General features: G+C 56.8%; 25 protein-coding genes. 7 read left to right on the forward strand and 18 right to left on the reverse strand.

Translation table 11 applies throughout. The features are described 5' to 3' along the window. Positions 1 to 119: 119 nt before the first annotated feature. From ybaK to copA, 3 genes are all read right to left on the reverse strand, one after another. Positions 120 to 599, reverse strand: coding sequence for a Cys-tRNA(Pro)/Cys-tRNA(Cys) deacylase YbaK (gene ybaK / locus VF709_RS13935; RefSeq protein ID WP_010428207.1), 480 nt, complete (start codon positions 597 to 599; stop codon positions 120 to 122). Positions 600 to 798: 199 nt separating this feature from the next. Further along, on the reverse strand, positions 799 to 1,593 hold the full coding sequence (locus VF709_RS13940; protein ID WP_149896823.1) for a TraB/GumN family protein: 795 nt from the start codon (positions 1,591 to 1,593) through the stop codon (positions 799 to 801). 148 nt (positions 1,594 to 1,741) lie between these two features. Then, on the reverse strand, positions 1,742 to 4,240 hold the full coding sequence (gene copA / locus VF709_RS13945; protein ID WP_149896824.1) for a copper-exporting P-type ATPase CopA: 2,499 nt from the start codon (positions 4,238 to 4,240) through the stop codon (positions 1,742 to 1,744). 108 nt (positions 4,241 to 4,348) lie between these two features. Between copA and cueR the strand changes: the two genes are divergently transcribed. Then, a complete protein-coding gene (cueR, locus tag VF709_RS13950) occupies positions 4,349 to 4,759 on the forward strand; it encodes a Cu(I)-responsive transcriptional regulator (RefSeq protein ID WP_013095907.1) in 411 nt (136 codons plus the stop codon). Here cueR and VF709_RS13955 read toward each other — a convergent pair. Beyond that, positions 4,756 to 5,208: an NfeD family protein gene (locus VF709_RS13955; RefSeq protein ID WP_020685017.1), complete on the reverse strand. Its 453-nt coding sequence runs from the start codon at positions 5,206 to 5,208 to the stop codon at positions 4,756 to 4,758. The two genes, cueR and VF709_RS13955, sit on opposite strands and share 4 nt — an antisense overlap. After that, entirely contained in the window at positions 5,205 to 6,119 is a 915-nt protein-coding gene (locus VF709_RS13960; protein ID WP_008499312.1) for an SPFH domain-containing protein, read from the reverse strand. Before VF709_RS13960 ends, VF709_RS13955 begins: the two co-directional genes overlap by 4 nt. A 162-nt stretch (positions 6,120 to 6,281) precedes the next feature. Here VF709_RS13960 and fetA point away from each other — a divergent pair, with 162 nt between their 5' ends. Then, positions 6,282 to 6,953: an iron efflux ABC transporter ATP-binding subunit FetA gene (gene fetA / locus VF709_RS13965; protein ID WP_038982815.1), complete on the forward strand. Its 672-nt coding sequence runs from the start codon at positions 6,282 to 6,284 to the stop codon at positions 6,951 to 6,953. Next, entirely contained in the window at positions 6,946 to 7,728 is a 783-nt protein-coding gene (gene fetB, locus VF709_RS13970) for an iron efflux ABC transporter permease subunit FetB (RefSeq protein ID WP_020685020.1), read from the forward strand. The genes fetA and fetB overlap by 8 nt, the downstream gene beginning before the upstream one ends. Positions 7,729 to 7,776: 48 nt before the next feature. Here the strand turns inward: fetB and VF709_RS13975 are convergent, their stop codons facing one another. From VF709_RS13975 to tesA, 3 genes are read right to left on the reverse strand one after another with little or no spacing between them, the layout of a single operon-like run. After that, on the reverse strand, positions 7,777 to 8,631 hold the full coding sequence (locus VF709_RS13975; protein WP_013095911.1) for a co-chaperone YbbN: 855 nt from the start codon (positions 8,629 to 8,631) through the stop codon (positions 7,777 to 7,779). A gap of 58 nt (positions 8,632 to 8,689) precedes the next feature. Beyond that, positions 8,690 to 9,460, reverse strand: coding sequence for an SDR family oxidoreductase (locus tag VF709_RS13980; RefSeq protein ID WP_149896825.1), 771 nt, complete (start codon positions 9,458 to 9,460; stop codon positions 8,690 to 8,692). Between the two features lie 28 nt (positions 9,461 to 9,488). Continuing rightward, the gene (gene tesA, locus VF709_RS13985; protein ID WP_149896826.1) at positions 9,489 to 10,112 is read right to left on the reverse strand and encodes a multifunctional acyl-CoA thioesterase I/protease I/lysophospholipase L1; all 624 of its coding nucleotides are present in this window, start codon (positions 10,110 to 10,112) and stop codon (positions 9,489 to 9,491) included. Here tesA and ybbA point away from each other — a divergent pair. From ybbA to VF709_RS14000, 3 genes are all read left to right on the forward strand, one after another. Continuing rightward, positions 10,083 to 10,769: a putative ABC transporter ATP-binding protein YbbA gene (gene ybbA / locus VF709_RS13990; protein ID WP_013095914.1), complete on the forward strand. Its 687-nt coding sequence runs from the start codon at positions 10,083 to 10,085 to the stop codon at positions 10,767 to 10,769. The two genes, tesA and ybbA, sit on opposite strands and share 30 nt — an antisense overlap. Continuing rightward, on the forward strand, positions 10,766 to 13,180 hold the full coding sequence (gene ybbP, locus VF709_RS13995; protein ID WP_440231779.1) for a putative ABC transporter permease subunit YbbP: 2,415 nt from the start codon (positions 10,766 to 10,768) through the stop codon (positions 13,178 to 13,180). The genes ybbA and ybbP overlap by 4 nt, the downstream gene beginning before the upstream one ends. Positions 13,181 to 13,362: 182 nt before the next feature. Further along, positions 13,363 to 14,508, forward strand: a complete 1,146-nt coding sequence (locus tag VF709_RS14000; protein WP_013095916.1) for a porin — start codon at positions 13,363 to 13,365, stop codon at positions 14,506 to 14,508. 123 nt (positions 14,509 to 14,631) lie between these two features. On the opposite strand, the gene mnmH is transcribed toward VF709_RS14000, so the two are convergent. The 7 genes from mnmH to ppiB form a co-directional block, all read right to left on the reverse strand. Next, a complete protein-coding gene (gene mnmH / locus VF709_RS14005; protein WP_149896828.1) occupies positions 14,632 to 15,702 on the reverse strand; it encodes a tRNA 2-selenouridine(34) synthase MnmH in 1,071 nt (356 codons plus the stop codon). A 95-nt stretch (positions 15,703 to 15,797) separates the two neighbouring features. After that, positions 15,798 to 16,865 (reverse strand): 5-(carboxyamino)imidazole ribonucleotide synthase, encoded by a 1,068-nt coding sequence (gene purK / locus VF709_RS14010; RefSeq protein ID WP_013095918.1) that lies wholly within the window; start codon positions 16,863 to 16,865, stop codon positions 15,798 to 15,800. Then, positions 16,862 to 17,371, reverse strand: a complete 510-nt coding sequence (purE, locus tag VF709_RS14015; protein ID WP_040021485.1) for a 5-(carboxyamino)imidazole ribonucleotide mutase — start codon at positions 17,369 to 17,371, stop codon at positions 16,862 to 16,864. Before purE ends, purK begins: the two co-directional genes overlap by 4 nt. 160 nt (positions 17,372 to 17,531) lie before the next feature. Continuing rightward, the gene (locus VF709_RS14020) at positions 17,532 to 17,717 is read right to left on the reverse strand and encodes a hypothetical protein (RefSeq protein WP_013095920.1); all 186 of its coding nucleotides are present in this window, start codon (positions 17,715 to 17,717) and stop codon (positions 17,532 to 17,534) included. Positions 17,718 to 17,782: 65 nt separating this feature from the next. Then, complete coding sequence (locus tag VF709_RS14025) at positions 17,783 to 17,992, reverse strand: YdgH/BhsA/McbA-like domain containing protein (RefSeq protein WP_045902393.1); 210 nt, start codon at positions 17,990 to 17,992, stop codon at positions 17,783 to 17,785. A gap of 140 nt (positions 17,993 to 18,132) precedes the next feature. After that, entirely contained in the window at positions 18,133 to 18,855 is a 723-nt protein-coding gene (gene lpxH / locus VF709_RS14030; protein ID WP_029882625.1) for a UDP-2,3-diacylglucosamine diphosphatase, read from the reverse strand. A 3-nt stretch (positions 18,856 to 18,858) separates the two neighbouring features. Next, positions 18,859 to 19,353 carry a peptidylprolyl isomerase B gene (gene ppiB, locus VF709_RS14035; protein WP_149896829.1) on the reverse strand — a complete coding sequence of 165 codons (495 nt, stop codon included), beginning with the start codon at positions 19,351 to 19,353 and terminating at the stop codon, positions 18,859 to 18,861. A gap of 174 nt (positions 19,354 to 19,527) precedes the next feature. On the opposite strand from ppiB, the gene cysS reads away from it, so the two are divergent. Further along, a complete protein-coding gene (gene cysS / locus VF709_RS14040) occupies positions 19,528 to 20,913 on the forward strand; it encodes a cysteine--tRNA ligase (RefSeq protein WP_020685027.1) in 1,386 nt (461 codons plus the stop codon). Positions 20,914 to 21,004: 91 nt separating this feature from the next. Here the strand turns inward: cysS and VF709_RS14045 are convergent, their stop codons facing one another. The 3 genes from VF709_RS14045 to VF709_RS14055 form a co-directional block, all read right to left on the reverse strand. Then, positions 21,005 to 21,532: a metal-dependent hydrolase gene (locus tag VF709_RS14045; RefSeq protein WP_038418829.1), complete on the reverse strand. Its 528-nt coding sequence runs from the start codon at positions 21,530 to 21,532 to the stop codon at positions 21,005 to 21,007. A gap of 74 nt (positions 21,533 to 21,606) precedes the next feature. Beyond that, positions 21,607 to 22,623, reverse strand: coding sequence for a Mal regulon transcriptional regulator MalI (gene malI, locus VF709_RS14050; protein ID WP_058681159.1), 1,017 nt, complete (start codon positions 22,621 to 22,623; stop codon positions 21,607 to 21,609). 83 nt (positions 22,624 to 22,706) lie between these two features. Beyond that, positions 22,707 to 24,206 (reverse strand): PTS transporter subunit EIIC, encoded by a 1,500-nt coding sequence (locus VF709_RS14055; RefSeq protein WP_014830936.1) that lies wholly within the window; start codon positions 24,204 to 24,206, stop codon positions 22,707 to 22,709.

The following is a 24,206-nucleotide window of genomic DNA, read 5'->3' on the forward strand; positions in this document are numbered from 1 at the left end:
TGTGCGGCCTGATGCCCTCACCCCAACCCTCTCCCACCGGGAGAGGGCGCGAACACAAAAAACGGTAACGTCTGTTACCGTTTTGCTTTTACCTCGCAGCCGCCACCCGGCTTTTTCTTTTAATCCCTGCGCGCAATATCCGCAAACTTCGCATCCAGCATTTTGGCCAGATCGCCTGCGGCCAGTTCGATATCCAGCCCGCGCTTGCCGCCGGAAATATAGATGGTTTCAAATTCCTGAGAAGGGGCGTCAATCAGCGTTGGCAGGCGTTTTTTCTGCCCGAGCGGGCTGATCCCGCCCACCAGATAACCCGTGGTGCGTTGCGCAACCATTGGGTCTGCCATATCTACCTTTTTCGCTCCCAGCGCTTTGGCCACTTTCTTCAGGTCCAGTTGACCAGCCACGGGCGTGACCGCGACGGCGAGATGCTTCATATCGCCATTCACGGCCACCAGCAGCGTTTTATAGACCTGGTCGGCGTTCAGCCCCAGTTTGCGCACCACTTCATCACCAAAATTGGTTTCGTTCGGATCGTGATCGTAAGTGTGGATCCGGAAAGAAATTTTGTTTTTTTCGAGTAATTTAACGGCGGGAGTCATAGCTATCCTTCTTACGACAGACAATTCATGCTGACAGCATACGCCTGACGTTTGTCTAAAAAATAGCACCATCTTGCGCAATAGTATTGGCAGTGATGGTCACTTTGAGCGACAATCGGCTCAACCGAAGGTCTCCTTCGGCATAATAAAAACGATGAAATTCCTCTTTGACGGGCCAATAGAAATATTGGCCATTTTTTTATTTCAGCAGCGACGGCAAGTTTCCTTCTCCGTACAAATGTAATGCCCCCACCGCAACCACGTAATGCCCGGCAGGTAACGCATGCAGCGTCTGCCGCCATGCCGCATTGCGTGCGTTCATCAGCACATCATACAGCGATTCACTGAACGTCGACGGCAGCGTTAATTTCCCCTCAGCAGGCGGGGCATCCAGCCACCAGCCAATCATGGTTTGCAGCAGACGGGCGTTGGTATGCCAGTGCGTCAGCGTATCATCAAGAAGAATGAGACCGTCATCAGGCAGCTGGCGAAGGAGGGCAATCTGGCTATCGGTACCTTCCAGCTCAATGATCGGCAGACGGTGTGCCCGGGCCGCATTCAGCAGCTGGTAATCAATACCGTAATCACCGCGCAGACCCAGACGCTGCGCCTGCGTCGCCTGTAATATCATGGCAATCTGCCAGAGCGGCAGGGTGTCCAGCATCGAGAGCGAAACGCCGGTTTCATCCGCCACGCGCGTCAGTTCGGCGAGTTGAGCCTCGTCCAGACGGTCGGCCAGGGTCAAATCGCTCTCCAGCCCGGCAAAGGGAGACTCGTGGCCTGAAATATCCGCCTCAACCACCAGCGCATCGGCCTGCTTCAGGAGGGATAACAGACCAGAGGGCAGCGGGGACATATCCTGCGTGCCCATATGTATGCTGCCCACCAGGTGCAGATGCTGACCGCCGGGGAGCGAAATATCCATTCCGGGCCAGGTATAACGGCGGGGGAAGAGGGCGCGAAACGATGTTTTTATACGGCGAAACAGACTCATACGCGCTCCATAAACGGAAAGGTTCATGCTAACGCGTGGGGCAGGGCGGCGCAACAGGTGAACGTCGGCACGTTTCGTAGGCCTGATAAGCGCAGCGCCATCAGGCAAAAAAGCCGGGTGGCGCTGCGCTTCCCCGGCCTACAACGTATTACGCTTTCGGTTTAAAGCGCAGCAGACGGTTGGCGTTGCTCACCACGGTAATGGAGGAGAGCGCCATCGCTGCACCTGCGACCACCGGGTTAAGCAGCGTACCGGTCAGGGGCCACAGAATGCCGGCAGCAATCGGGATACCGAGCGAGTTATAGATAAACGCACCCAGCAGGTTCTGCTTCATGTTGCGCAACGTGGCTTTCGAAATCGCCAGCGCATCGGCAACACCCATCAGGCTGTGTCGCATCAGTGTGATGGCTGCCGTCTCAATGGCAACGTCGCTCCCGCTTCCCATGGCAATCCCCACCTCTGCCTGTGCCAGCGCCGGCGCATCGTTAATACCGTCGCCAACCATCGCGACCTGGCGCCCCTGTTGTTGCAGCGTTTTAATGGCGTCCGCTTTGCCGTCCGGCAGGACACCGGCAATGACTTCATCGATCCCCGCCTCTCTGGCGATGGCGTTGGCCGTGGTTGGGTTATCCCCGGTTAACATCACCAGGCGGTAGCCCGCGCGGTGCAGTCGTTGTAAGGCATCCACACTGTCCTGACGTAACGGATCGCGCACGGCCAGCAGGGCCGCAATATGACCGTCCACCGCAAGCAGGACAGGGGTTGCGCCCTGTGATGCCTGGGCATTCAGTTCACTTTCCAGCGTTGAAGTCGCTATGCCGTTTTCATTCATCAGGGCCTGGTTACCCAGCAGCAGTGTGTGTCCTTCGGCCTCACCGCTGACGCCTAATCCGCGCAGGGTGCGGAAGTTGTTCACCTGCGGCAGGCTGGCCTCACCGGCTTTCTCAATGATGGCTCGCGCCAGCGGGTGGCTGGAGCCTTGTTCCAGGGCCGCGGCAAGACGCAGCGCGTCTGCCTCCGCGAAGCCTGAGGTATGCACGGATACAACCTGCGGTTTACCTTCGGTCAGGGTACCGGTTTTATCAAAGACCAGCGTGTCGAGAGTGCTGGCGCGTTGCAGGGCATCTGCATCACGTACCAGCACGCCAAACTCGGCGGCGCGGCCCACGCCGGAGATAATCGACATCGGCGTCGCAAGGCCGAGCGCGCAAGGACAGGCGATAATCAGTACCGTGGTGGCGATCACCAGGGTATAGACAATTTGCGGCGCCGGGCCGAAGAAATACCAGATAGCCGCGCTCAGCAGCGCGATGCCCACTACTACCGGCACAAAAATGGCGGAGATTTTATCGGCCAGCTGACCTATTTCAGGCTTACTGCTCTGTGCCTGGCGCACCATGCGGATAATACGGGACAGCGTGGTGTGGCTTCCCACCGCACTGGCGGTGAACAGCACGCTGCCGTCCTGCACCACCGTACCGGCATGCACGCCATCACCCTGTGATTTCTGCTGCGGAACGGGTTCCCCGGTGAGCATCGCTTCGTCAAACCAGGCTTCACCCTGCGTGATGTCTCCGTCCACGGGAACACGGTCACCGGTGGTCAGACGCAGCGTCATACCGGGCTGAACCTCGGCCAGCGGAACGCTTTTTTCTCCGTCGTCAGTGACCACGCGGGCGGTCGGGGGGGTTAAATCCAGCAGCCGTTCCAGCGCCTTTGAGGAGCGCTGACGGGCACGGGCTTCCAGCATATGGCCCAGGTTAATCAGGCCGATGATCATCGCGCTCGCTTCATAATAGAGATGGCGGGCTTCCATCGGGAACCACTGTGGCCAGACGTTCACGCTCATGGAGTAGAGCCATGCCGCACCCGTGCCGAGTGCCACCAGCGTATCCATGGTTGCGGTGCGGTTTTTCAGGCTCTTCCAGGCGCTGGAGTAGAAATGTCCGCCTGCAAATACCATTACACCAAGCGTAATAATACCAATGACCAGCCACAGCGTGCGGTTATCGTCGGTGACCATCATGTTGTCACCGATCATGCCCCACACCATCACCGGGATCCCGACCAGCAGCGCAACAATGGCCTGCCAGCGGAAGCGTTTCATGGTGGCGATAGCCGTTTCCTGCTGGCGTTCGCGGCGTTTGGCATCATCTTCGATGGCCTCTGCGCCATAGCCCGCTTTTTCAACAGCCTGCACTAATTCTGCGGCGGAGGCACTGCCCATGACCAGCGCAGTACGCTCCGCAAGATTGACCCGTGCCTGCGCGACTCCGGGTACCGCCTGCAAGGCATTTTGCACCCGGGAGACGCAGCTGGCGCAGCTCATGCCGTTGATCAGCAGCTGTTGGCTGTCATCGATATCATCAGCTGCCGGAAGCTCAGGAGTGGCCGCTGTCAGTGCTTCCGACGGGGATGATGACTCTGCCAGCGGTTTAGCCTTTGGGTGGCTCAGCTCCGCCCCATAACCTGCCTGTTTGATGGTATCAATCAGCGCTTGCGCACTGGCGCTGCCGGTGACGGCGGCGTGATCGATAGTGACGTCAGCGCTTTCGACATCAGGACGCTGTTCCAGACTTTCTTTAACGCGTTTGACACAGTGGCCGCAGGAGAGGCCGTCCAGTGTCAGGTCAATTGTGTGAGACATAACAAAACTCCCGTATAATGAACTGGTCAGTTGTTGACCGGAGTAACGCTTTTCGCTAACTGTTATGAAGGTTAAACCTTCCATCAAGGGGAAGGTCAAGGGGGAAATGTGAATATCAGCGATGTTGCGAAAAAAACCGGATTGACCAGCAAAGCAATCCGCTTTTATGAAGAGAAGGGGCTGGTGACGCCGCCGCTGCGCAGCGAAAACGGCTACCGTAGCTACACGCAACTGCATCTGGACGAGCTGACCTTACTGCGTCAGGCGCGTCAGGTGGGTTTTAACCTTGAAGAGTGCGGTGAGCTGGTGAATCTGTTCAACGATCCAAAACGCCACAGCGCAGATGTAAAAAAAAGGACGCTGGAAAAAGTGGCGGAGATTGAACGGCACATTACGGAACTGGAAGCGATGCGCAAGCAGCTGCTGGCGCTGGCGGAATCCTGTCCGGGAGATGACAGCGCCGACTGCCCGATTATCGATAATCTTGCCGGCTGCTGTCATCGTAAGGCGCAGGCTTAGCAGGCTTTCACCCGAAGCGTAATCCCTTCCACCGCGATGACCTCAACCCGCGTCCCGGCGCTGAGGTCATCGTCGGCCACCACCGGCCAGGAGCTATCGCCCACGCGCATATGTCCGCGGCCGTTCACCAGAGCAGTCTCAAGCGTAAAGCGCTGGCCGACGATCTGCTGTCCACGCTGATTGAGATGGGTATCCAGCGGTTTTTGCTCGTTAACCTGACGGTTCAGCCAGCGCCACCACAGCCAGGCGGCCACCAGCGTCAGCACGGCAAACAGCGCGCCCTGCCACGCCCAGTCCAGGGGGAGCAGCCAGACCAGCAGCCCGGTAATCACCGCGGCCACACCGCTCCAGAGCAGATAACCGTTGCCACCAAGCATCTCTGCGGCCAGCAGTAAGCCACCCAGACTTAGCCAGAAAGCATGAGGATGTGCGACGATCAGCTCGATCATTTTTTGCGCTCGTTTCCGCTGTCTTTGATAAGTTCAGCAATCCCGGCAATGGAGCCCATCAGACTGCTGGCATCCAGCGGCATCATCACCACTTTGCTGTTATTTGCCGAGCCGATCTCTTTCAGCGCATCGGTATATTTTTGCGCGACAAAGTAGTTCACGGCCTGGATGTCACCGGCGGCAATGGCCTCGGATACCATCTGGGTTGCGCGGGCTTCCGCTTCGGCAGAACGTTCACGCGCCTCTGCCTGCAAGAAGGCAGACTGGCGATCCCCTTCCGCTTTCAGAATTTGCGACTGTTTTTCCCCTTCGGCTTTCAGGATCTCCGCCTGACGCACCCCTTCGGCTTCCAGAATATAGGCGCGCTTGGTTCGTTCTGCCTTCATCTGGGCGTTCATCGAAGCGATAAGCTCCGCAGGCGGGCGAACGTCCCGGATTTCAATGCGGGTGACTTTAATGCCCCACGGGTTTGTCGCTTCATCAACAATGTGCAGCAGACGGGTGTTGATGCTGTCACGCTGAGAGAGCATTTCGTCCAGCTCCATAGAGCCGAGTACCGTACGGATGTTGGTCATCGTCAGATTAACAATCGCCAGCTCCAGGTTGCTCACCTCATAGGCGGCTTTGGGCGCATCAATTACCTGAATAAAACAGACGGCATCGATGGTGACGTTGGCGTTATCCTTCGAAATAACTTCCTGCGAGGGGATATCCAACACTTGTTCCATCATGTTGATCTTGCGACCAATTCTGTCCATGAAGGGAACAATCAGGCTCAAACCTGGCTGGAGTGTATTGGTGTAGCGGCCGAAGCGTTCAACGGTCCACTGATATCCCTGCGGGACAATTTTGACCCCGGCGCCCACAATAACCAGCGCAACGAATATAAGGACAGGAACAACGATAAGCATAAAAACCTCCTGTTTTGCATGCTGTTGATGAGTAAAAATGCATGTTTATTGTTCATCAGTATATCGGCTATCGGGCTGAAATTCGCCTCTGAAAATAGGCTGGGAAGGGACAAAGGATTATGCTACAGACGATTTTTACCAGAAGCGGTTAACGGAAGCGGAATGAACGATCAAAAAAACATATTACATCTCAGGGATGTCGGATTTCGTGTTGGGGGAAATACGATCCTTCAGCACGTCGAATTTTGCCTTTCACCGGGCGAGTTTAAATTAATCACCGGGCCGTCAGGCTGCGGCAAAAGCACGTTGCTGAAAATTGTGGCTTCACTGCTAAGTCCTACGGAGGGAACCGTTCTGTTTGAGGGCAACGATATTGCGACCCTCTCCCCGGAACGCTATCGCCAGCAGGTCTCTTATTGTGTACAGACCCCTTCACTGTTCGGCGAAACGGTCTATGACAACCTGATCTTCCCGTGGCAGATTCGCCAGCAAACGCCGGAGCCGAATAAATTTATCGCTGACCTGGCCCGCTTTGGCCTGGCGCAGGAGACATTGACCAAATCCATTAATGAGCTCTCCGGGGGCGAAAAGCAGCGCGTTTCGCTGATTCGTAACCTGCAATTTTTACCGAAGGTGCTGCTGCTGGACGAGATCACCAGCGCGCTGGATGAGGCCAACAAGCGCAACGTGAACGACATCATCCATCGCTACGCCAGTGAACAAAATATTGCCGTGCTGTGGGTGACGCACGACGCAAATGAAATTGCCCATGCGGATGATGTCATCACGCTGCAGCCGCAGGGTGGGAAATGGCAGGAGGCAAACCATGGGTGAGCATAATATCACCAACGCATCGCTGGCGTTTTCGATGGTGCTGGTACTGGTGGCGATTTTAGTGAGCTACCGGGAAAAGCTGGGGCTGGAGAAAGATATTCTCTGGAGCATCTGCCGCGCGGTGATTCAGCTCATCATCGTTGGCTATGTGCTGAAGTACATCTTTAACGTCAACCACGCGGTGCTGACGCTGCTGATGGTGCTGTTTATCTGCTTCAACGCAGCGTGGAATGCGCAGAAGCGCAGCAAATATATCGATAAGGCGTTTGTCTCGTCATTTATTGCCATTACGACCGGGACCGCACTGACGCTGGCGGTGCTGGTGCTATCTGGCTCTATTGAGTTTACGCCGATGCAGGTGATCCCCATCTCCGGGATGATCGCCGGGAACGCCATGGTGGCGGTAGGGCTGTGCTACAACAACCTTGGCCAGCGCTTCAGCAGTGAGCAACAGAAGCTGCAGGAGAAGTTAAGCCTGGGGGCCACGCCAAAAGTGGCGTCGGCGCGGCTGATTCGTGAGAGTATCCGCGCGTCGCTGATCCCCACGGTGGATTCGGCGAAAACGGTCGGGCTGGTGAGTCTGCCGGGGATGATGTCAGGGCTGATCTTCGCCGGGATTGATCCGGTGAAAGCGATCAAATATCAGATCATGGTGACCTTTATGCTGCTCTCCACGGCGAGCCTGTCGACCATCATTGCCTGTTACCTGACCTACCGGAAGTTCTACAACGCCCGGCATCAGCTGGTGGTCACACAGCTAAAAAAAGCGGATTAAGCCTGTTTGTGTAGGCCCGGTAAGCGTGAGCGCCACCGGGCATTTTTTTTAGTAGAGCAGCGCGTACAGCTGACGACGGTACTTCGAGGCCAGCGCATCGCCGGTACCCAGCGCGGCCAGGATCTCCTGGAACATTTTCCGCGCCTGACCGTCTGCGGCAGCCAGATCGTTTTGCAGGTGGCTGAACAGCAGTTCCAGGGCCTCTTCATTTCGACCCACCTGATGCAGCTGGAGTGCCAGCTGGCTTGCCAGCGCTGCGTCGGCCGGGTTATCGGCAACCTGCTGCTGGAGTTGCTGGATTTCCGGGGTATCCGCCGCCTGTTTCAGCAGATCAATTTGCGCCACCAGGCCCTGATAGCGGGTGTCCTGATCCTGCAACGGGATCGTTTTTAGCACGGCTTCAGCATCTTCTGAGCGGTGCAGGGCAATCTGTGTTTCAGCCAGCAGCAGGCCAATCTGGCTGTTCTGCTTAGAGAGCTGCCAGGCGTCTTTCAACAGCGGCAGGGCTTCGTCGTATTTACCTTCCTGCATCAGCGCCATGGCTTCCTGCGCTTTTAGCTCCTCCTCACGCGGCAGCACTTTATCCAGCAGGGCGCGGATCGCCTCTTCAGGCTGCGGTCCCTGGAAGCCATCAACAGGCTGTCCATTCTGGAAAAGATAGACCGTGGGGATGGCGCGCAGGCCAAACTGAGAGGCCACCATGGGTTCTGCATCACAGTCCAGTTTGGCGAGAATGAACTGGCCATTATATTGCGCGGCAAGGCTTTCGAGGACCGGCGTCAGTTGCAGACAGTGTTGGCTGCGTTCAGACCAGAAGTAGAACAGTACCGGTTTAACCATCGACTGTTCGAGGACCTGTTGCAGGTTTGCTTCAGTAATATTGACGATATTCTGTACGGACATGCGGCATTCTCTTTTATCGGTTTGTTATTTACATGGGGGTGAGCGTCGTCGCTTCAACTCAACCGTGTAAAATTTTGTCCATCATCCGGCCCGGCAGCAGACGTTTTAACCAGCCTACGGCATGGGTGACCAGCGTTACCGGATAGCGCATTTTTGGGTTATCGCTCTCAAAAGCATGGCGCACTTTCGCGACAACCGCTTCCGGCCCAAGGGTAAAACGTGCGGCGATGCCGGGGTTTTCGACCGGTTTGTCCGCCTGCGTCTGGTTGACGTTATCCGTAAAACGGGTGCGGATGGGGCCGGGTTCAATCAGGCTCACCTTAATCCCGCTGTGACGCAACTCCATGCGCAGGGCGTCCGACCATGCTTCCAGCGCATATTTGCTGGCGGCATACGCGGCGCGGCCGGGGGTAGAAATCAGCCCCATCACCGAGGAGGTCATCACGATACGCCCTTCACCGTGAGGCAGCATCGCCGGAAGCAGGCGCATGGTGAGCTGATGCACACCGAAAAAGTTGCTGGAAAACTGTTGTTCAAGCTGTTCGCGGGAGATCGTATTCAGCGGGCCATAGAGACCGTAACCGGCATTATTGAACAGACCGTACAGACGGTTGCCGGTAAGGGCGATCACCTCATCTGCGGCGCGTTCAACGCTTTCCGGTGAGTCCAGATCCAGCAACACGCTGGTGAACCCCATCCCGTTGAGGCGTTCCACATCGTCAGGTTTACGGCAGGCCGCCAGCACCTGAAATCCTTGACGCTTTAATTCGAGCGCGCTTTCAAGACCAATTCCGCTGGAACATCCTGTAATTAAGACCGATTTTTGCATAACTTTACCTGTCAGGATCTCCGCTTAATCAGGAGTCATGGTTAACTAAAGGAGCCAGCCGCGTTGCCATCCAGTCGGCAATAAACGGCTGTGCATCGCGATTGGGGTGGATCCCGTCATCCTGCATCCAGTTGGGTTTGAGATAGACCTCTTCCATGAAAAATGGCAGCAGCGGAATATCAAACTCGTTGGCAAGCTTAGGGTAGATCGCGCTAAAGGCTTCATTATACCGACGACCGTAGTTGGCGGGCAGGCGAATTTGCATCAGCAGCGGCTGGGCGTTCGCCGCTTTAATGTCCTTCAGGATGGTGCGCAGGGTTTGTTCCGTTTGCTGAGGCTGGAAGCCACGCAATCCGTCGTTACCGCCCAGCTCCACCAGTACCCATCGCGGTTGATGCTGTTTGAGCAAAGCCGGCAGACGCGACAAGCCCTGCTGCGAGGTATCACCGCTGATGCTGGCGTTAATAACAGACGTTTTGCTCTGCCATTTTTCGTTGAGCAGAGCCGGCCAGGCCACACTGGCCGCCATACGATAGCCTGCGCTGAGGCTGTCGCCGAGAACCAGTAACGTGTCCGCTGCCGCCGCGCGGAAAGTCATCAGAATCAAAAACAGGAAGGGCAAATGCCAGCGGAAAACATTGTTGAAGTTCATCGTCTTAAGAAGTCCGTCGGTCAGGGGGAACACGAGCTTTCCATCCTCACCGGAGTTGAACTCGTTGTCAAACCTGCCGAAACCATTGCGCTGATTGGCGAATCCGGTTCCGGTAAGTCCACGCTGCTGGCTATTCTGGCCGGACTGGACGACGGCAGCAGCGGCGAGGTTAACCTGGTCGGACAGCCGCTGCATCAGCTTGATGAAGAGGCGCGTGCCGCGCTACGTGCCCGTCACATCGGCTTTGTGTTTCAGTCCTTCATGCTGATCCCCACCCTGAACGCGCTGGAAAATGTTGAGTTGCCCGCGCTGCTGCGCGGAGAAAGCAGCCGTGAAAGCCGCGATCATGCGAAGGCATTGCTGGAACAGCTGGGGCTGGGGAAACGCCTTGACCATCTTCCGGCGCAGCTTTCCGGTGGAGAGCAGCAACGCGTGGCGCTGGCCCGCGCATTTAATGGTCGCCCGGAGGTGCTGTTTGCCGATGAACCCACCGGGAACCTGGACCGTAAAACCGGCGATAAGATTGCCGATCTGCTGTTCTCGCTCAATCGGGAACATGGCACCACGCTGATTCTGGTCACGCACGATCCGCAGTTGGCCGCCCGCTGCGATCGCCGCCTGCGGCTGGTCAACGGTGAATTGCAGGAGGAAGCATGATTGCCCGCTGGTTCTGGCGCGAGTGGCGCTCGCCTTCGCTGCTGATCGTCTGGCTGGCGTTAAGCCTGGCGGTGGCCTGCGTGCTGGCGCTGGGCAGCGTCAGCGATCGCATGGAGAAAGGGCTTAGCCAGCAAAGCCGCGAATTTATGGCGGGCGACAGGGCGCTGCAAAGCTCGCGTGCCGTCCCGCCGGGCTGGATCGACGAAGCGCGCAAGCGGGGGCTCAAGGTCGGGGAGCAGATAAGCTTCCAGACCATGACCTTTGCCGGTGACACGCCGCAGCTGGCCAGCGTCAAAGCCGTGGATGATATCTACCCGATGTACGGTGAACTGCAGACCAGCCCGCCAGGCGTCAAGCCGAAACCCGGTACGGTGCTGCTGGCACCGCGACTGATGGCGCTGCTGAACCTGAAAACAGGTGACAGCATCGACGTGGGGGACGCTACGCTGACCATTGCCGGGGAGGTGGTTCAGGAACCCGATTCCGGCTTCAACCCGTTCCAGCTCGCCCCACGCTTGCTGATGAACACCGCAGACGTGGCAAAAACCAACGCCGTCCAGCCGGGGAGCCGTGTCACCTGGCGCTATAAGTTTGGCGGCACGCCTGCGCAGCTGGAGGCGTATGAAAAATGGCTTCTGCCGCAGTTAAAACCGGAGCACCGCCGGTACGGGCTTGAGCAGGATGAAGGCGCGCTCGGCAAGTCTCTTGAACGCTCTCAGCAGTTTCTGCTGCTCTCGGCGCTGTTAACCCTGCTGCTGGCCGTCGCGGCGGTTGCCGTGGCGATGGGACACTACTGCCGCAGCCGTTACGATCTGGTGGCGATCCTCAAAACTCTTGGCGCGGGCAGGGCCCAATTGCAGAGGCTGATTGTTGGCCAGTGGCTGATGGTGCTGGCGCTGTCGGCCGTCACCGGTGGGGCGACAGGTCTGCTGTTTGAAAAGCTGCTGATGATGCTCCTGAAACCGGTACTGCCTGCCGCGCTGCCGCCAGCAAGCCTCTGGCCGTGGCTGTGGGCGATTGGCGCGATGACCGTGATTTCATTGCTGGTGGGGTTGCGCCCGTACCGGCTCCTGCTCGCCACCCAGCCGCTGCGCGTGCTGCGCCGCGATGTGGTGGCCAGCGTCTGGCCGCTTAAATACTACCTGCCGGTGATGATAGCCGTGGTGATCGGGCTCCTTGCCTGGCTGATGGGCGGGAGTACCCTGCTGTGGGCCGTGCTGGTCGGGGCGGTGGTTCTGGCGCTGCTGTGTGGCGTGCTGGGCTGGATGTTGCTCACTGTTCTGAAAAGGATGACGATTAACTCCCTTCCCGTGCGGCTGGCGGTGAACCGTCTGCTGCATCAGCCGTGGTCAACGCTGAGCCAGCTTTCGGCGTTTTCGCTCTCGTTTATGCTGCTGGCGCTTTTGCTGGTGCTGCGCGGCGATCTGCTGGATCGCTGGCAACAGCAGCTTCCGCCGGAAAGCCCGAACTATTTTCTGATCAATATTGCTCCAGAACAGGTGACGCCACTGAAGGGTTTTCTCTCTGAGCATCACATTATTCCCGAGTCGTTCTATCCGATCGTGCGTGCGCGCCTGACGCAGATCAACGGTCAGTCGACGGAGGGAAATAAAGATGAGTCGCTCAACCGTGAGCTAAACCTGACCTGGCAGGAGAAGCGCCCGGATCACAACCCGATCACCGCCGGAAGCTGGCCGCCAAAGGCCGGGGAAGTGTCGATGGAAGAGGGGCTGGCAAAGCGTCTGAATGTGAAGCTGGGAGATAGCGTGACCTTTACCGGCGACACGCAGGATTTCAGCGCCAGAGTGACCAGCCTGCGCAAAGTGGACTGGGAAAGCCTGCGGCCAAACTTCTTCTTTATCTTCCCTGTCGGGGCACTGGATGGACAGCCGCAGAGCTGGCTCACCAGCTTCCGCTGGGAAAACGGCAACGGCATGTTGACGCAGCTTAACCGGGAATTCCCGACGGTCAGCCTGCTGGATATTGGCGCGATACTGAAACAGGTCGGTCAGGTGCTGGAGCAGGTCAGCCGCGCGCTGGAGGTGATGGTGGTGCTGGTGACGATTTGCGGCGTGCTGTTGCTGCTGGCACAGGTGCAGGTTGGCATGCGTCAGCGTCATCAGGAGCTGGTGGTCTACCGTACGCTGGGAGCCGGCAAGCGCCTGCTGAGGGCTACGCTGTGGAGCGAGTTCGCCCTGCTGGGGCTGGTGGCAGGCCTGGTGGCCGCCATTGGCGCAGAGGCGGCGCTGGCAGTGCTGCAGTCGAAAGTCTTCGACTTCCCGTGGGAGCCAGACTGGCGCCTGTGGCTGACGCTGCCGGTGTGCGGTGCGCTTTTGCTTTCACTTTGCGGCGGCTGGCTTGGAACGCGGCTGTTAAAAGGCAAGGCATTGTTCCGCCAGTTTGTCAGTTAGTTCACAGATGTGATGGTTGCGTACCGGTTTAAATGCTGGTGCGCAGCCCGTTAACAGCACAAATCGATAATACCCACTCATTTAGTAGCACAAAACATTAAAAAACCGCCCACACAGCCCGATTATTTCCAGTTAATATTCACACGCTAAATATTTAGCAGCGTGTCTATTAAGGAAAAATAATGACTATAAAAACAACCGCGCTGGCGACAGCTATTGGCGCCGCAGTGGCATTAACCTCCTTCGCATCTCAGGCGGAAATCACGGTTCTTAAGCAAGATCCTCAGGCGGGTAACCCGCTGAGCCGTCTGAACTTTACCGTTGGCGGCAGTATTCGTCCTCAGTTCCAGAACATGACGGGCGACGACGGTAAAAACAGCTACAAACGTAACGGCTTCGACGGCGGCACCCGTTTCCGTTTTGCGGCAGATTACTATCTGTTCGACGACATCAGCTGGATCAGCTACTACGAACTGGGTGTGAATATCCCAGCCCAGTTCAACTGGGATCATCACTATGCCGAGGGTGCCCACGACACCACGCGCCGTATGCTCTACACCGGCCTGAAGAGCGACACCTGGGGTACGCTGACCTTCGGTCAACAGAACAGCGTGTACTATGATGTGGTGGGCGTGAAAACCGATATCTGGGACTACGACATGATCGGTCAGGCACCAGGTAACGGTATCAACGGCGACTACGATGGCTCTTATCGTTCACGCAATATGCTGAAATATAAGAAAACCGTTGGCGATGCTGATATCTACGCCTCTTACCTGTTTGAAGACAGCGAATACCTGCCGGGCAACGGTCTGCGCTACAAGCGTAAAGGCGGCGGTTCCCTGGGTATCGATTACCACCTGACCACCGATCTGACCTGGGGCGCGGCATGGAACTACACCCGTGCGGATATGCGTAACCCGGACAACGGCGACAGCAAAACCTATGACCAGAACATCCTCGGTACCGCGCTCAGCTGGACACCGGATAACTGGACCTTCTCTGCTGGCGGCGGCTGGTACCAGAACTTCCTGACCACCAAAAAAGTGTCTGTTAACGACTACTTTGCCGGTGACGCATGGGGTATCGAATACTTCGCAGGGTACAAATTCCCAATCAATCAGTATGCTGTTAAATCCATCCAGCCATACTTCATGGGTGACCGTATCGAGTACGTGAACGGCCGTAACTACCAGCGCATCGACAACGGTGTGGGTATCAGCTTCCAGCTGGACTACGGTTTCCGTGTGGATTACGAACACGTGTTCACCTCCAGCACCGACAACCTGGGCGATATGAACCTGGTGCGTCTGCGTTACGACTTCTAAGGTCGAAGCACAGGGTGCGGTCTGATGCCCTCACCCTGACCCTCTCCCACAGGGAGAGGGTACAAACATTAAAAACGGCAACCAGGTTGCCGTTTTGCTTTTACCTCGCCACCCGGCTTTCTTTTAGCGATCAAGCCAGTCAGCGACCTCGCCATACGTCCCGCGATACACAATCTTCTCCGCTTTCTTCTCCAGCTGATAGCCGTACATCGGGTCGTAATAATCTCTGAGCAGCGGCGCAAGCCAGCTAAAGTGTGCGTCAGTGCTGCCAGAGCGTTGTTGTTCCAGCAGTGCGGAATCTAACAGCGCGGTGAATTCCGCATAACGCTGCAGCCCCAGACGGCGGCGAATGGCGAACAGGCCGTGGTGCAGATACTCGCTATACTCCTTCCAGCCTGCCTCTTCGCCGTAGGCGGCAGAAAAATCGGCCCACATATGGTTGAAATACTCTTCGCGCAGGCGCTCAAGACGAATGTCAAATGGATCCTCTACCACCACGATAGGGGCTTCGGCCATCCGGTCGCGCAGGCATTCCGGCAGATGGTTAGAGCCAATCATCCTGCCCTCATCCTCCAGCACCCAACGTGCAGCATCTTTTTTCAACAGCTCGACGGCCAGATGATTTTCAAAGCTTGCCTGGGAAAGCTGTGGCGTCAGCGTGCGGCCAAACGATGAGCCGCGATGGTGGGCCAGCCCTTCCAGATCGATCCCCTGCGCGTGCTGCTTCACCAGCAACGTTTTACCGTTTCCGGTACAGCCGCCGATAAGCACCATCGGTTTTTGTGACTGCTCAATAGTGACCTGAATCGCCGTCTGACGCAGGGCTTTATAGCCGCCGCGGATCAGCGGGTAATCCACGCCCGCCTCTTTCAGCCAGGCCTGCGTGATATGCGAGCGCTGTCCGCCGCGCGCGCAGCAGATAAAGCCCTCAGGACGGGCAAGACAGGCTTCGCGCCAGGCGTTGATCCGGGCCTCCCGCGTGTCGCCGTTCACCAGACTATGGCCGAGCGTCAGCGCAGCGTCGGGCCCCTGGCGTTTGTAGCAGGTCCCCACGGCGGCGCGTTCGTCGTCGTTCATTAAAGGCAGGTTGATTGCCGCAGGCATCGCACCCTGCGCAAATTCGATCGGCGCGCGAACGTCAATCAAAGGGGTATCGGACGCGAGTATCGCGCGATAATCCGTTCCATCGTTCATGGTTATTCCAGAAATCAAAACAGCAATGGAGGGGGATTTTACGCGCGTGAGGAGAGGCCGGGGAAGGGGAAGATCAACTCCCCGGCAATTATCGCTTATTTGAGCTTTGATTGCGCCCAGACAATCCCGCTTGCGTATTCCGGCGGCAGGAGAGGGATCATCGCTTCCAGGGTAGCGCTCAGGCGGCCTGCGTCGCTGTCGTTCAGGTTCAGGTGACCCACTTTACGCCCCGGACGAACCTCTTTGTCGTACCAGTGCAGGTGCACCAGCGGCAGCTTCAGCCAGTCGTAGTTCAGATCGGTACCGATCAGGTTGATCATCACTGAAGGGCTGTTAACCACCGGCTGCGGCAGCGGCAGGTCAGTAATGGCGCGCAGGTGCAGCTCAAACTGGCTGATTGATGCGCCGTTTTGGGTCCAGTGACCGCTGTTGTGAACGCGCGGTGCCAGTTCGTTGATCAGCAGACCAGACGGCGTTACAAAACACTCCATCGCCATCACGCCCACATAACCCAGTTCATGCATAATGGCCGAGAGCATCTCTTCCGCCTGGGCCTGCTGTTCAGCATTGGCCTGCGGGAAGGCGACGCTGGTGCGTAAGATCCCGTCCTGATGCAGGTTATGGGTCAGAGGATAAAATACGGTACGCCCGTCGTGGCCGCGAGCGCCAACCAGCGACACTTCACCGCTGAAATTGATGCCCTGCTCAACGATGCACTCTCCGTAGCACTCTTCCGGCAGTTCGGCGGTTTCGTGCGCGCGCAAACGCCACTGTCCGCGGCCGTCATAACCGCCGACGCGACGCTTTACAATCGCCAGTTCGCCCAGCATTGCGAAGACATCGTTCCACTCGCTTTTATCAGACAGCAACTGCCACGGCGCGGTGGCCAGTCCGAGCTTGTCGAACAGCTGTTTTTGCGTCAGACGGTCAGCAATGATTGGGAACACGTCGCGGTTTACAAAAGCGTTATGGCGCGCCAGTTCACGGGTCAGCGCGGTTTCCGGCCAGCGTTCAATCTCAGCGGTAATGACGCTCTGGTGGAACGGCACGGCTTCGGGTTCGGCATCCAGACCGACCGGCCAGACGGCAATACCCAGCGGTTCACCGGCCTGGCGCAGCATGCGGCCTAACTGACCGTTACCGAGGACGCAAACCTGCTTCATGCCGCACCCCGCGGGTCCGGGTTGTCCAGCACTTCGTCGGTCTGGGCTTTACGCCAGTCCGCCAGACGCTGAAGTAAGGCTTTATCGTGCGTCGCCAGGATCTGCGCTGCCAGCAGAGCCGCGTTTGCCGCGCCCGCTTTGCCGATGGCCAGCGTACCCACAGGAATGCCACGCGGCATCTGCACGATGGAGTAAAGGCTGTCGACACCGCTCAGTGCGGCGCTCTGCACCGGAACACCCAGTACCGGCACCAGCGTTTTGGCGGCAATCATGCCCGGCAGATGTGCTGCGCCACCCGCACCAGCAATGATCACCTCGTAACCGTTCTCTTGCGCGCTTTCGGCAAAGCTGAACAGTTTATCCGGCGTGCGGTGTGCGGAAACCACTTCAACGTGGTGAGGAACATTCAGGATTTCAAAGATTTCGGCGGCGAACTGCATGGTAGCCCAGTCGCTTTTGGACCCCATCACGATGGCGACACGCGCCGGATTATTGCGGGAAGACATGCGTCTTAAAACTCCTGTGGTGCGAAACACACTGCTTTCGAGGGCACAGAGAATAGCATGTAATACGGGCAAGGAAAACGGTTGCGCGGTTAAAAACCGAGCCGTTGTGGTGCGCGGGAATAACAAAACAGACCGCATTCAGGCGGTCTGTTTTGAGAGGTTATTGAAGATCCCCTGCGGTCAGGTTCTCTTTGTCGAATGCGTGGCTGACATCAATATGATTCACCATGCTGGTGTCGATATTCGAGCCGGCTTCCGGTACACAGAAGCCATTCTCTGCTGCCATCGCGCCAGTGGACAGTCCAGCGACCAGCAGCAGGGCACTTACGATGCTGATTTTTTTCATTCTCTTTCCTTCCTCATCGTCTTGTCGCTGTCGCGGATCTACTGGCGGCACGGCAAACGGCGATCTTATTTAGTCAGTTCTGCAGTCATGTGCACGCGGTTATTGAACTGTGCGCTGGTGATTTTGTAAGACGCGCCCTGTTCAGCAGCCTGAGCGGCAATTTTCGCTTCTGCACGATCCAGGGTTGAGGCTGTCGCGCTAATGCTTTGTGCGAAAGAACCGAAAGAGATCAGAGACAGAGCGGCAACTGCAACGAAAGTTTTGATAGATTTCATGGTCGTAATCCTTAAGTGTTTTGTTTGGGATAGGGCGTGTTGCCCTGATGTGATAAATGATAGGCCGACCACGGGCTGATTAAAATCGAAACAATTTGCCGATATCGTTCAAAAAAATAGAATGAGTTTTGCGGGAGAGATTAAAACGGGAAAGCGATCAGTTCCACACCTTCAGGCGTGACTTTCACCATCGATCCTTCGCTGTGCCACGCGCCCAGTACCACACGGTGAGCCGGTTCGCCGTTGGCGACCAACGTATGCACGTCGGGACGGTGGGTATGACCGTGGATCAACCACTGGACGTGGTGTTTCTCCATCACGTTGACCACTGCCTGCGGGTTGACGTCCATGATGGTCATCGACTTACTGCTGTTGGCGGCTTTACTGCCCGCGCGCATTCTGGCGGCGATACGGTTCCGGATAAACAGCGGCAGGGCAAGGAACACCTTTTGGATCCACGGGGTGTGGACCTTCGCGCGAAACGCCTGATAGCCGGTATCGTCCGTACAAAGCGTGTCACCGTGCATGATCAGGACTTTTCGACCATAGAGGTCAAGCACCTGTTCTTCTGGCAGCAGCGTCATGCCGCTTTCGCGGGCGTAGCGAGGGCCGACCAGAAAATCGCGGTTGCCGTGAATGAAGTAGCAGGGAACGCCGGAGGTGACCAGCGCGTGAATGGCGGCAGCCATTTCACGGTGCAGCGGGTTGGGGTCGTCGTCGCCGATCCAGGCTTCAAACAGGTCGCCAAGGATGTAAAGCGCGTCGGCGTGTCTGGCTTCACCCGCTAAAAAACGCAGAAAACCGGCGGTGATCGCCGGTTCTTCTGTTTGCAGGTGCAAATCTGCAATAAAGAGTGTCGCCACGAATTACTCGCTGACGGTCACGCTGGTAATCACAACGTCTTCTTTTGGAACGTCCTGATGCATGCCGCTGCGGCCGGTGGAAACGGCTTTGATCGTGTCGACCACGTCCATGCCTTCAACCACTTCTGCGAATACGCAGTAGCCCCAACCCTGCAGGCTTTCGCCGGAGAAGTTCAGGAAGTCGTTGTCAGCCACGTTGATGAAGAACTGCGCGGTGGCAGAGTGAGGTGCCTGAGTACGCGCCATCGCCAGCGTGCCGCGGGTGTTTTTCAGGCCGTTATTGGCTTCGTTTTTGATCGCTTCTTTTGTTTCTTTCTGCTTCATACCCGGTTCAAAACCGCCGCCCTGGATCATAAAGCCGTTGATCACACGGTGGAAAATGGTGTTGTTGTAGAAACCTTCGCGGCAGTAGTCCAGGAAGTTTTTAACTGTTTCAGGCGCTTTGTCATCAAAGGTTTTGATTACGATATCGCCATGATTAGTGTGGAAAGTAACCATTTTTGCATCCTGTTCCGTTATTGTGGTACGTCGACCCGCGTTCGGGTCAGATATAGGGGCCTGTTATAGCATAACCACAGGATGCGATCACCTTGCATTGTGTGCTGCTTCGGGTTTGAATTACGGGTAGAATACCCGGTTTTCGTCCACACACGTGTTTACATGGAATCTTCGATGTTAAAAATTTTTAATACAATGACGCGCCAGAAAGAGGAATTTAAACCTATCCATGCCGGGGAAGTCGGCATGTACGTGTGTGGTATTACGGTTTACGATCTCTGTCATATCGGCCATGGCCGTACCTTTGTCGCATTCGATGTTGTGTCGCGTTACCTGCGTTTCCTCGGGTATAACCTGAAGTACGTGCGTAACATCACCGATATTGACGACAAAATCATCAAGCGCGCTAATGAAAATGGCGAAAGCTTTGTCGCGCTGGTGGATCGTATGATCGTTGAGATGCACAAGGATTTTGACGCGTTAAACATTTTGCGCCCGGACAGCGAGCCGCGTGCGACCCACCATATTCACGAAATTATCGAGATCACGGAAAAGCTGATTGAACGCGGCCACGCATACGTTGCGGACAATGGCGACGTGATGTTCTCAGTGCCAACCGATCCTACCTACGGCTCGCTTTCCCGTCAGGATCTTGACCAACTGCAGGCTGGCGCCCGCGTTGACGTGGTTGACGTGAAGCGTAACCCAATGGACTTCGTGCTGTGGAAGATGTCCAAAGAGGGCGAACCAAGCTGGCCATCTCCATGGGGAGAAGGGCGTCCGGGCTGGCACATTGAGTGCTCGGCGATGAACTGCAAACAGCTGGGCAAACATTTTGACATTCACGGCGGCGGTTCAGACCTCATGTTCCCGCACCACGAAAACGAAATCGCGCAGTCCACCTGTGCGCACGGCGGCGAGTATGTGAACTACTGGATGCACTCCGGGATGGTGATGGTTGACCGCGAGAAGATGTCTAAATCGCTGGGCAACTTCTTCACCGTGCGTGACGTGCTGAAGTATTACGATGCGGAAACCGTGCGTTACTTCCTGATGTCAGGCCACTACCGCAGCCAGCTGAACTACAGTGAAGAGAACCTGAAACAGGCACGCTCTGCGCTGGAGCGTCTGTACACTGCGTTGCGCGGTACCGACAAGTCCGTGGAGGCCGCGGGCGGCGAGGCGTTTGAGGCCCGCTTTGTTGAGGTGATGAACGATGATTTCAACACCCCGGAAGCCTACTCGGTGCTGTTCGATATGGCGCGTGAAGTCAACCGCCTGAAGTCAGAAGATATGGCCGCGGCGAATGCGCTGGCTTCTCACCTGCGTAAACTCTCTTCCGTGCTTGGCCTGCTGGAACAGGAGCCGGATGCCTTCCTGCAGAGCGGTGCGCAGGCAGATGACGGTGAAGTGGCAGAGATTGAAGCGCTGATTAACGCGCGTCTCGAAGCCCGTCAGGCGAAAGACTGGGCGGCAGCGGATGCGGCGCGCAATCGCCTGACCGAGATGGGGATCATCCTGGAAGATGGCCCACAGGGGACCACCTGGCGCCGTAAGTAATTTTCCCCTCACCCTAACCCTCTCTCCCACAGGGAGAGGGGATTGTTAGGTGTTCTCCCTCTCCCTGTGGGAGAGGGCCGGGGTGAGGGCATCAGCGTGCACGCTTTCGCCACCACAACAACCCCATCAGCACCACTCCCGGCAGCCACACCCACAGCAGTTCAGAGATAATCACCTGATGCCCGTACGGCGTGGTATAGCGCGACAGGGCAAACGGGGCGACCTTAATCACCTGCCACGGCGCAAAGAACCGTTCATCTGACCACGGCCACAGCCAGCCGACGCCCTTGCCGCCGGTGGTGACGGAATCGAGCAGGCTGTGCGACAGCAGCGACACGGTTAAAAACAGCCAGCAGTGCGTCAAACTTGCCCTGAACCATCGTCGCCCGACCAGTACGCAGAGTATCGGCACCACGAAGGCAAACAGCAGTGAATGGGTAAAGCCGCGATGGCCGAAAACATTGCCGTAAGCAACGCCGAACTTAAACGCCAGCACGTCGGCATCGGGCAGCATCGCGAGCACGACACCGGCGAAAAGCAGGCGGGGAGGAATAACCCGGGTTCCCAGGCCTAAGCCCAGGCAAAGCGGAACAGCAGCGTGAGTGATAACGGTAGGCATCGTAATTTTCCGTGACAAATCATGGGAATATAGCAGCGATTTCGCTGAAACTGACCTGTGCTAAATTCCGATTTTTACGCCGATTCCCGCGCGATAAGCTGGCCGGAGAGGGTAATGCGCTGCGTCTGCAGCTCTGGCTCTTTCAGCTTACGGATGATAAGACCCGCCGCCTGGCGGCCTGTCTCGTCACTGGCGGAGGAGACATAGGTAAACGACGGCGAGGTCAGGTTGACGTGCAGCATATCTTCAAAGCCCACCAGCGCGACCTGCTGCGTCAGAAATACATCTTTTCCCACGGTGCGGCCCACCTGATGAATGCCGCTAATGCAGCCGATCATCGCATCCGGTGAATGGCAGAGCAGGGCGGTGATGGTGTTGTTTTTTTCAAGCAGCTGGCGGGTCGCCATTGCGGCGGCTTGCGTGTCATCGCTGCAGGCCGGGGAGCTTTCATCGCGCCACACCAGCCCGTTCTGGGTCATTGCGCTGCGAAATCCAAGCAGGCGTTGTTCGCGAATAAGGCAGCCTTCCCGTCCGCCAATGTAGGCGATGTTGCGGTGCCCGCGCTCGATAAGATAGCGCGCGGCCAGGTTTGCCGCCTGGCGGTTATCGCGCATCACCAGGTTGCATTTTTCATCCAGCAGAGACTGCGAGACCACCACCAGCGGCAGCGGACACTGGCGGATCTGCTCCGGCAGGGTTGGGGAGCGCGTATCCGACGCGAGATAGATCACGCCCGCCACGCCCTGTTGCTTAAAGGAGAGCAGGGTGCGCTCTAAATGCTCCCGATCGTTCAGCGGCTGGCCGAGAAAAACCATATAGCCCTGCTTCTCCAGCTCCTGGACGATACTCGCCATGACTTTGATGGAAAAACTGTCGCTGAAATCACGCAGGATCAGGCCGATCAGGTTGGAGGTGTTGGCGCGAAGGTTAGCAGCGGCAACGTTATGAACATAGCCCAGCGTCGTGATGGCGGCATTGACCTTCTCGATCGTTGCTTCGGAGATTTTCCCTTTCTGGCGCAGCACCAGCGATACGGTAGAGACCGACACCCCCGCGTGCTTTGCGACATCAATGATGCTGACTTTCTTCAAAACCGCTCCCTGAAATTTACCGATTATCAGCCAGATACGACACGTCTCTCAGCCTACAGGAGACGTGTCGTTCCGGCATCTTATTATTTGCCAATCATGGTGGACATGGTCTGGGCGATAAACTGTGCTCTGGCACCGAAAATCACCTGAATTCCGTTATCACCCACGAAGACCACGCCGCGTGCACCGAGTCCGTTCAGGCCATCTTTATCCACCGCATCACTTTTTGCCACTTCCAGGCGCAGACGGGTAATACAGGAGCCAACGGAGTCGATGTTGTGCGCACCGCCCAGCAGGGTAATGATTTCGGTGGCGAGTTCAGAATCGGATTTATCATCCGCGCTGGCGGTCACTTCGGTACGGCCCGGCGTTTTCACGTCAAAGCGACGGATCACGAAACGGAAGGTGAAGTAATAAATCAGGCCCATCGGAATACCAATGATAATGGCATTGAGGAAATTGGTCTGATAGCCGTTGAATGACGGCAGGATCCCGAATGACAGATAATCGATAAAGCCTGCCGAGAACGACTTGGCGATATGGGCGTGCAGCAGATACATGGTCATGTACGCCAGGCCCGCCATAATGGCGTTAAAGACGTAGAGGATCGGCGCGACGAAGATGAAAGTGAACTCCACCGGCTCGGTGATCCCCGTCAGGAAGCAGGTGAGTGCCGCAGAGAACAGAATACCGGCCGCGATTTTTTTATTTTTGGTATGCGCTTCATGATACATCGCCAGACACGCCGCAGGCAGGGCAAACAGCATCAGCGGGAATTCACCCTGCATGAACTTACCGGCGTTCTGGTAGGTGTCGCTGCTGAAGGATTTCACACCTTCTTCCAGCATCTTGAACCAGATGGTCTGGTCGCCGTGGATCACCTGGCCCGCCTGAGTGGTGTAATCACCAAATGAATACCAGAAAGAGGGATACCAGATATGGTGCAGACCGAGCGGGATGAGGGCGCGTTCGACCAGACCGAAGATAAAGGTTGAGGCGGCCTGATTATCGCCGTTCACCACCACGGAGAGCGCGTCGATGCCTGCCTGAATGTGTTGCCAGACGTAGGGCAGCAGCAGACCGAGCAGGAACGAGAGAAACGCCGTGGCAATCGCCACAAAGCGTTTGCCGGAGAAGAAGCCAAGGAACTCCGGCAGCTGCATGGTGTGGAAACGGTTATAGCACCACGCCGCCAGAATACCGCAGATAAGCCCGCCAAAGACGCCCATCTGCAGCGTCGGGATGCCGACCACCATAGCGTATTTACCGCCCTGAGAGGCCATTTCCGGCGTAATGCTCAGCACGGTACTGATGGTGATATTGGTAACAAACACCGAGACGGCGGCAGACAGTGCGGCAATGCCGGATTCCGATGCCAGACCCACGGCGGAGCCAATGGCAAACAGCATGGGCAGGTTATCAAAGATAACCCCACCCGCGTTCATCATCAGCGGCAGGTGAAACTTATCGCCAAAGGCCAGCAGCAGGCCCGCAGCGGGAAGCAGTGAAATTGGCAGCATTAAGGCGCGACCAATCATCGATAACTTAGACAGCGATTTAACAAACCCTGATATCAGACTCAT

It is taken from the genome of Enterobacter sp. Lyrl_3, assembly GCF_051948675.1.
Lineage (GTDB): Bacteria > Pseudomonadota > Gammaproteobacteria > Enterobacterales > Enterobacteriaceae > Enterobacter > Enterobacter cloacae.

Coding starts and splice junctions, on each gene's coding strand:
- ybaK (WP_010428207.1), bottom strand. CDS start 599: ATGACTCCCGCCGTTAAATTACTCGAAAAAAACAAAATTTCTTTCCGG.
- VF709_RS13940 (WP_149896823.1), bottom strand. CDS start 1,593: ATGAGTCTGTTTCGCCGTATAAAAACATCGTTTCGCGCCCTCTTCCCC.
- copA (WP_149896824.1), bottom strand. CDS start 4,240: ATGTCTCACACAATTGACCTGACACTGGACGGCCTCTCCTGCGGCCAC.
- VF709_RS13955 (WP_020685017.1), bottom strand. CDS start 5,208: ATGATCGAGCTGATCGTCGCACATCCTCATGCTTTCTGGCTAAGTCTG.
- VF709_RS13960 (WP_008499312.1), bottom strand. CDS start 6,119: ATGCTTATCGTTGTTCCTGTCCTTATATTCGTTGCGCTGGTTATTGTG.
- fetA (WP_038982815.1), top strand. CDS start 6,282: ATGAACGATCAAAAAAACATATTACATCTCAGGGATGTCGGATTTCGT.
- fetB (WP_020685020.1), top strand. CDS start 6,946: ATGGGTGAGCATAATATCACCAACGCATCGCTGGCGTTTTCGATGGTG.
- VF709_RS13975 (WP_013095911.1), bottom strand. CDS start 8,631: ATGTCCGTACAGAATATCGTCAATATTACTGAAGCAAACCTGCAACAG.
- VF709_RS13980 (WP_149896825.1), bottom strand. CDS start 9,460: ATGCAAAAATCGGTCTTAATTACAGGATGTTCCAGCGGAATTGGTCTT.
- ybbA (WP_013095914.1), top strand. CDS start 10,083: ATGCCAGCGGAAAACATTGTTGAAGTTCATCGTCTTAAGAAGTCCGTC.
- tesA (WP_149896826.1), bottom strand. CDS start 10,112: ATGAACTTCAACAATGTTTTCCGCTGGCATTTGCCCTTCCTGTTTTTG.
- ybbP (WP_440231779.1), top strand. CDS start 10,766: ATGATTGCCCGCTGGTTCTGGCGCGAGTGGCGCTCGCCTTCGCTGCTG.
- VF709_RS14000 (WP_013095916.1), top strand. CDS start 13,363: ATGACTATAAAAACAACCGCGCTGGCGACAGCTATTGGCGCCGCAGTG.
- mnmH (WP_149896828.1), bottom strand. CDS start 15,702: ATGAACGATGGAACGGATTATCGCGCGATACTCGCGTCCGATACCCCT.
- purK (WP_013095918.1), bottom strand. CDS start 16,865: ATGAAGCAGGTTTGCGTCCTCGGTAACGGTCAGTTAGGCCGCATGCTG.
- purE (WP_040021485.1), bottom strand. CDS start 17,371: ATGTCTTCCCGCAATAATCCGGCGCGTGTCGCCATCGTGATGGGGTCC.
- VF709_RS14020 (WP_013095920.1), bottom strand. CDS start 17,717: ATGAAAAAAATCAGCATCGTAAGTGCCCTGCTGCTGGTCGCTGGACTG.
- VF709_RS14025 (WP_045902393.1), bottom strand. CDS start 17,992: ATGAAATCTATCAAAACTTTCGTTGCAGTTGCCGCTCTGTCTCTGATC.
- ppiB (WP_149896829.1), bottom strand. CDS start 19,353: ATGGTTACTTTCCACACTAATCATGGCGATATCGTAATCAAAACCTTT.
- cysS (WP_020685027.1), top strand. CDS start 19,528: ATGTTAAAAATTTTTAATACAATGACGCGCCAGAAAGAGGAATTTAAA.
- VF709_RS14045 (WP_038418829.1), bottom strand. CDS start 21,532: ATGCCTACCGTTATCACTCACGCTGCTGTTCCGCTTTGCCTGGGCTTA.
- VF709_RS14055 (WP_014830936.1), bottom strand. CDS start 24,206: ATGAGTCTGATATCAGGGTTTGTTAAATCGCTGTCTAAGTTATCGATG.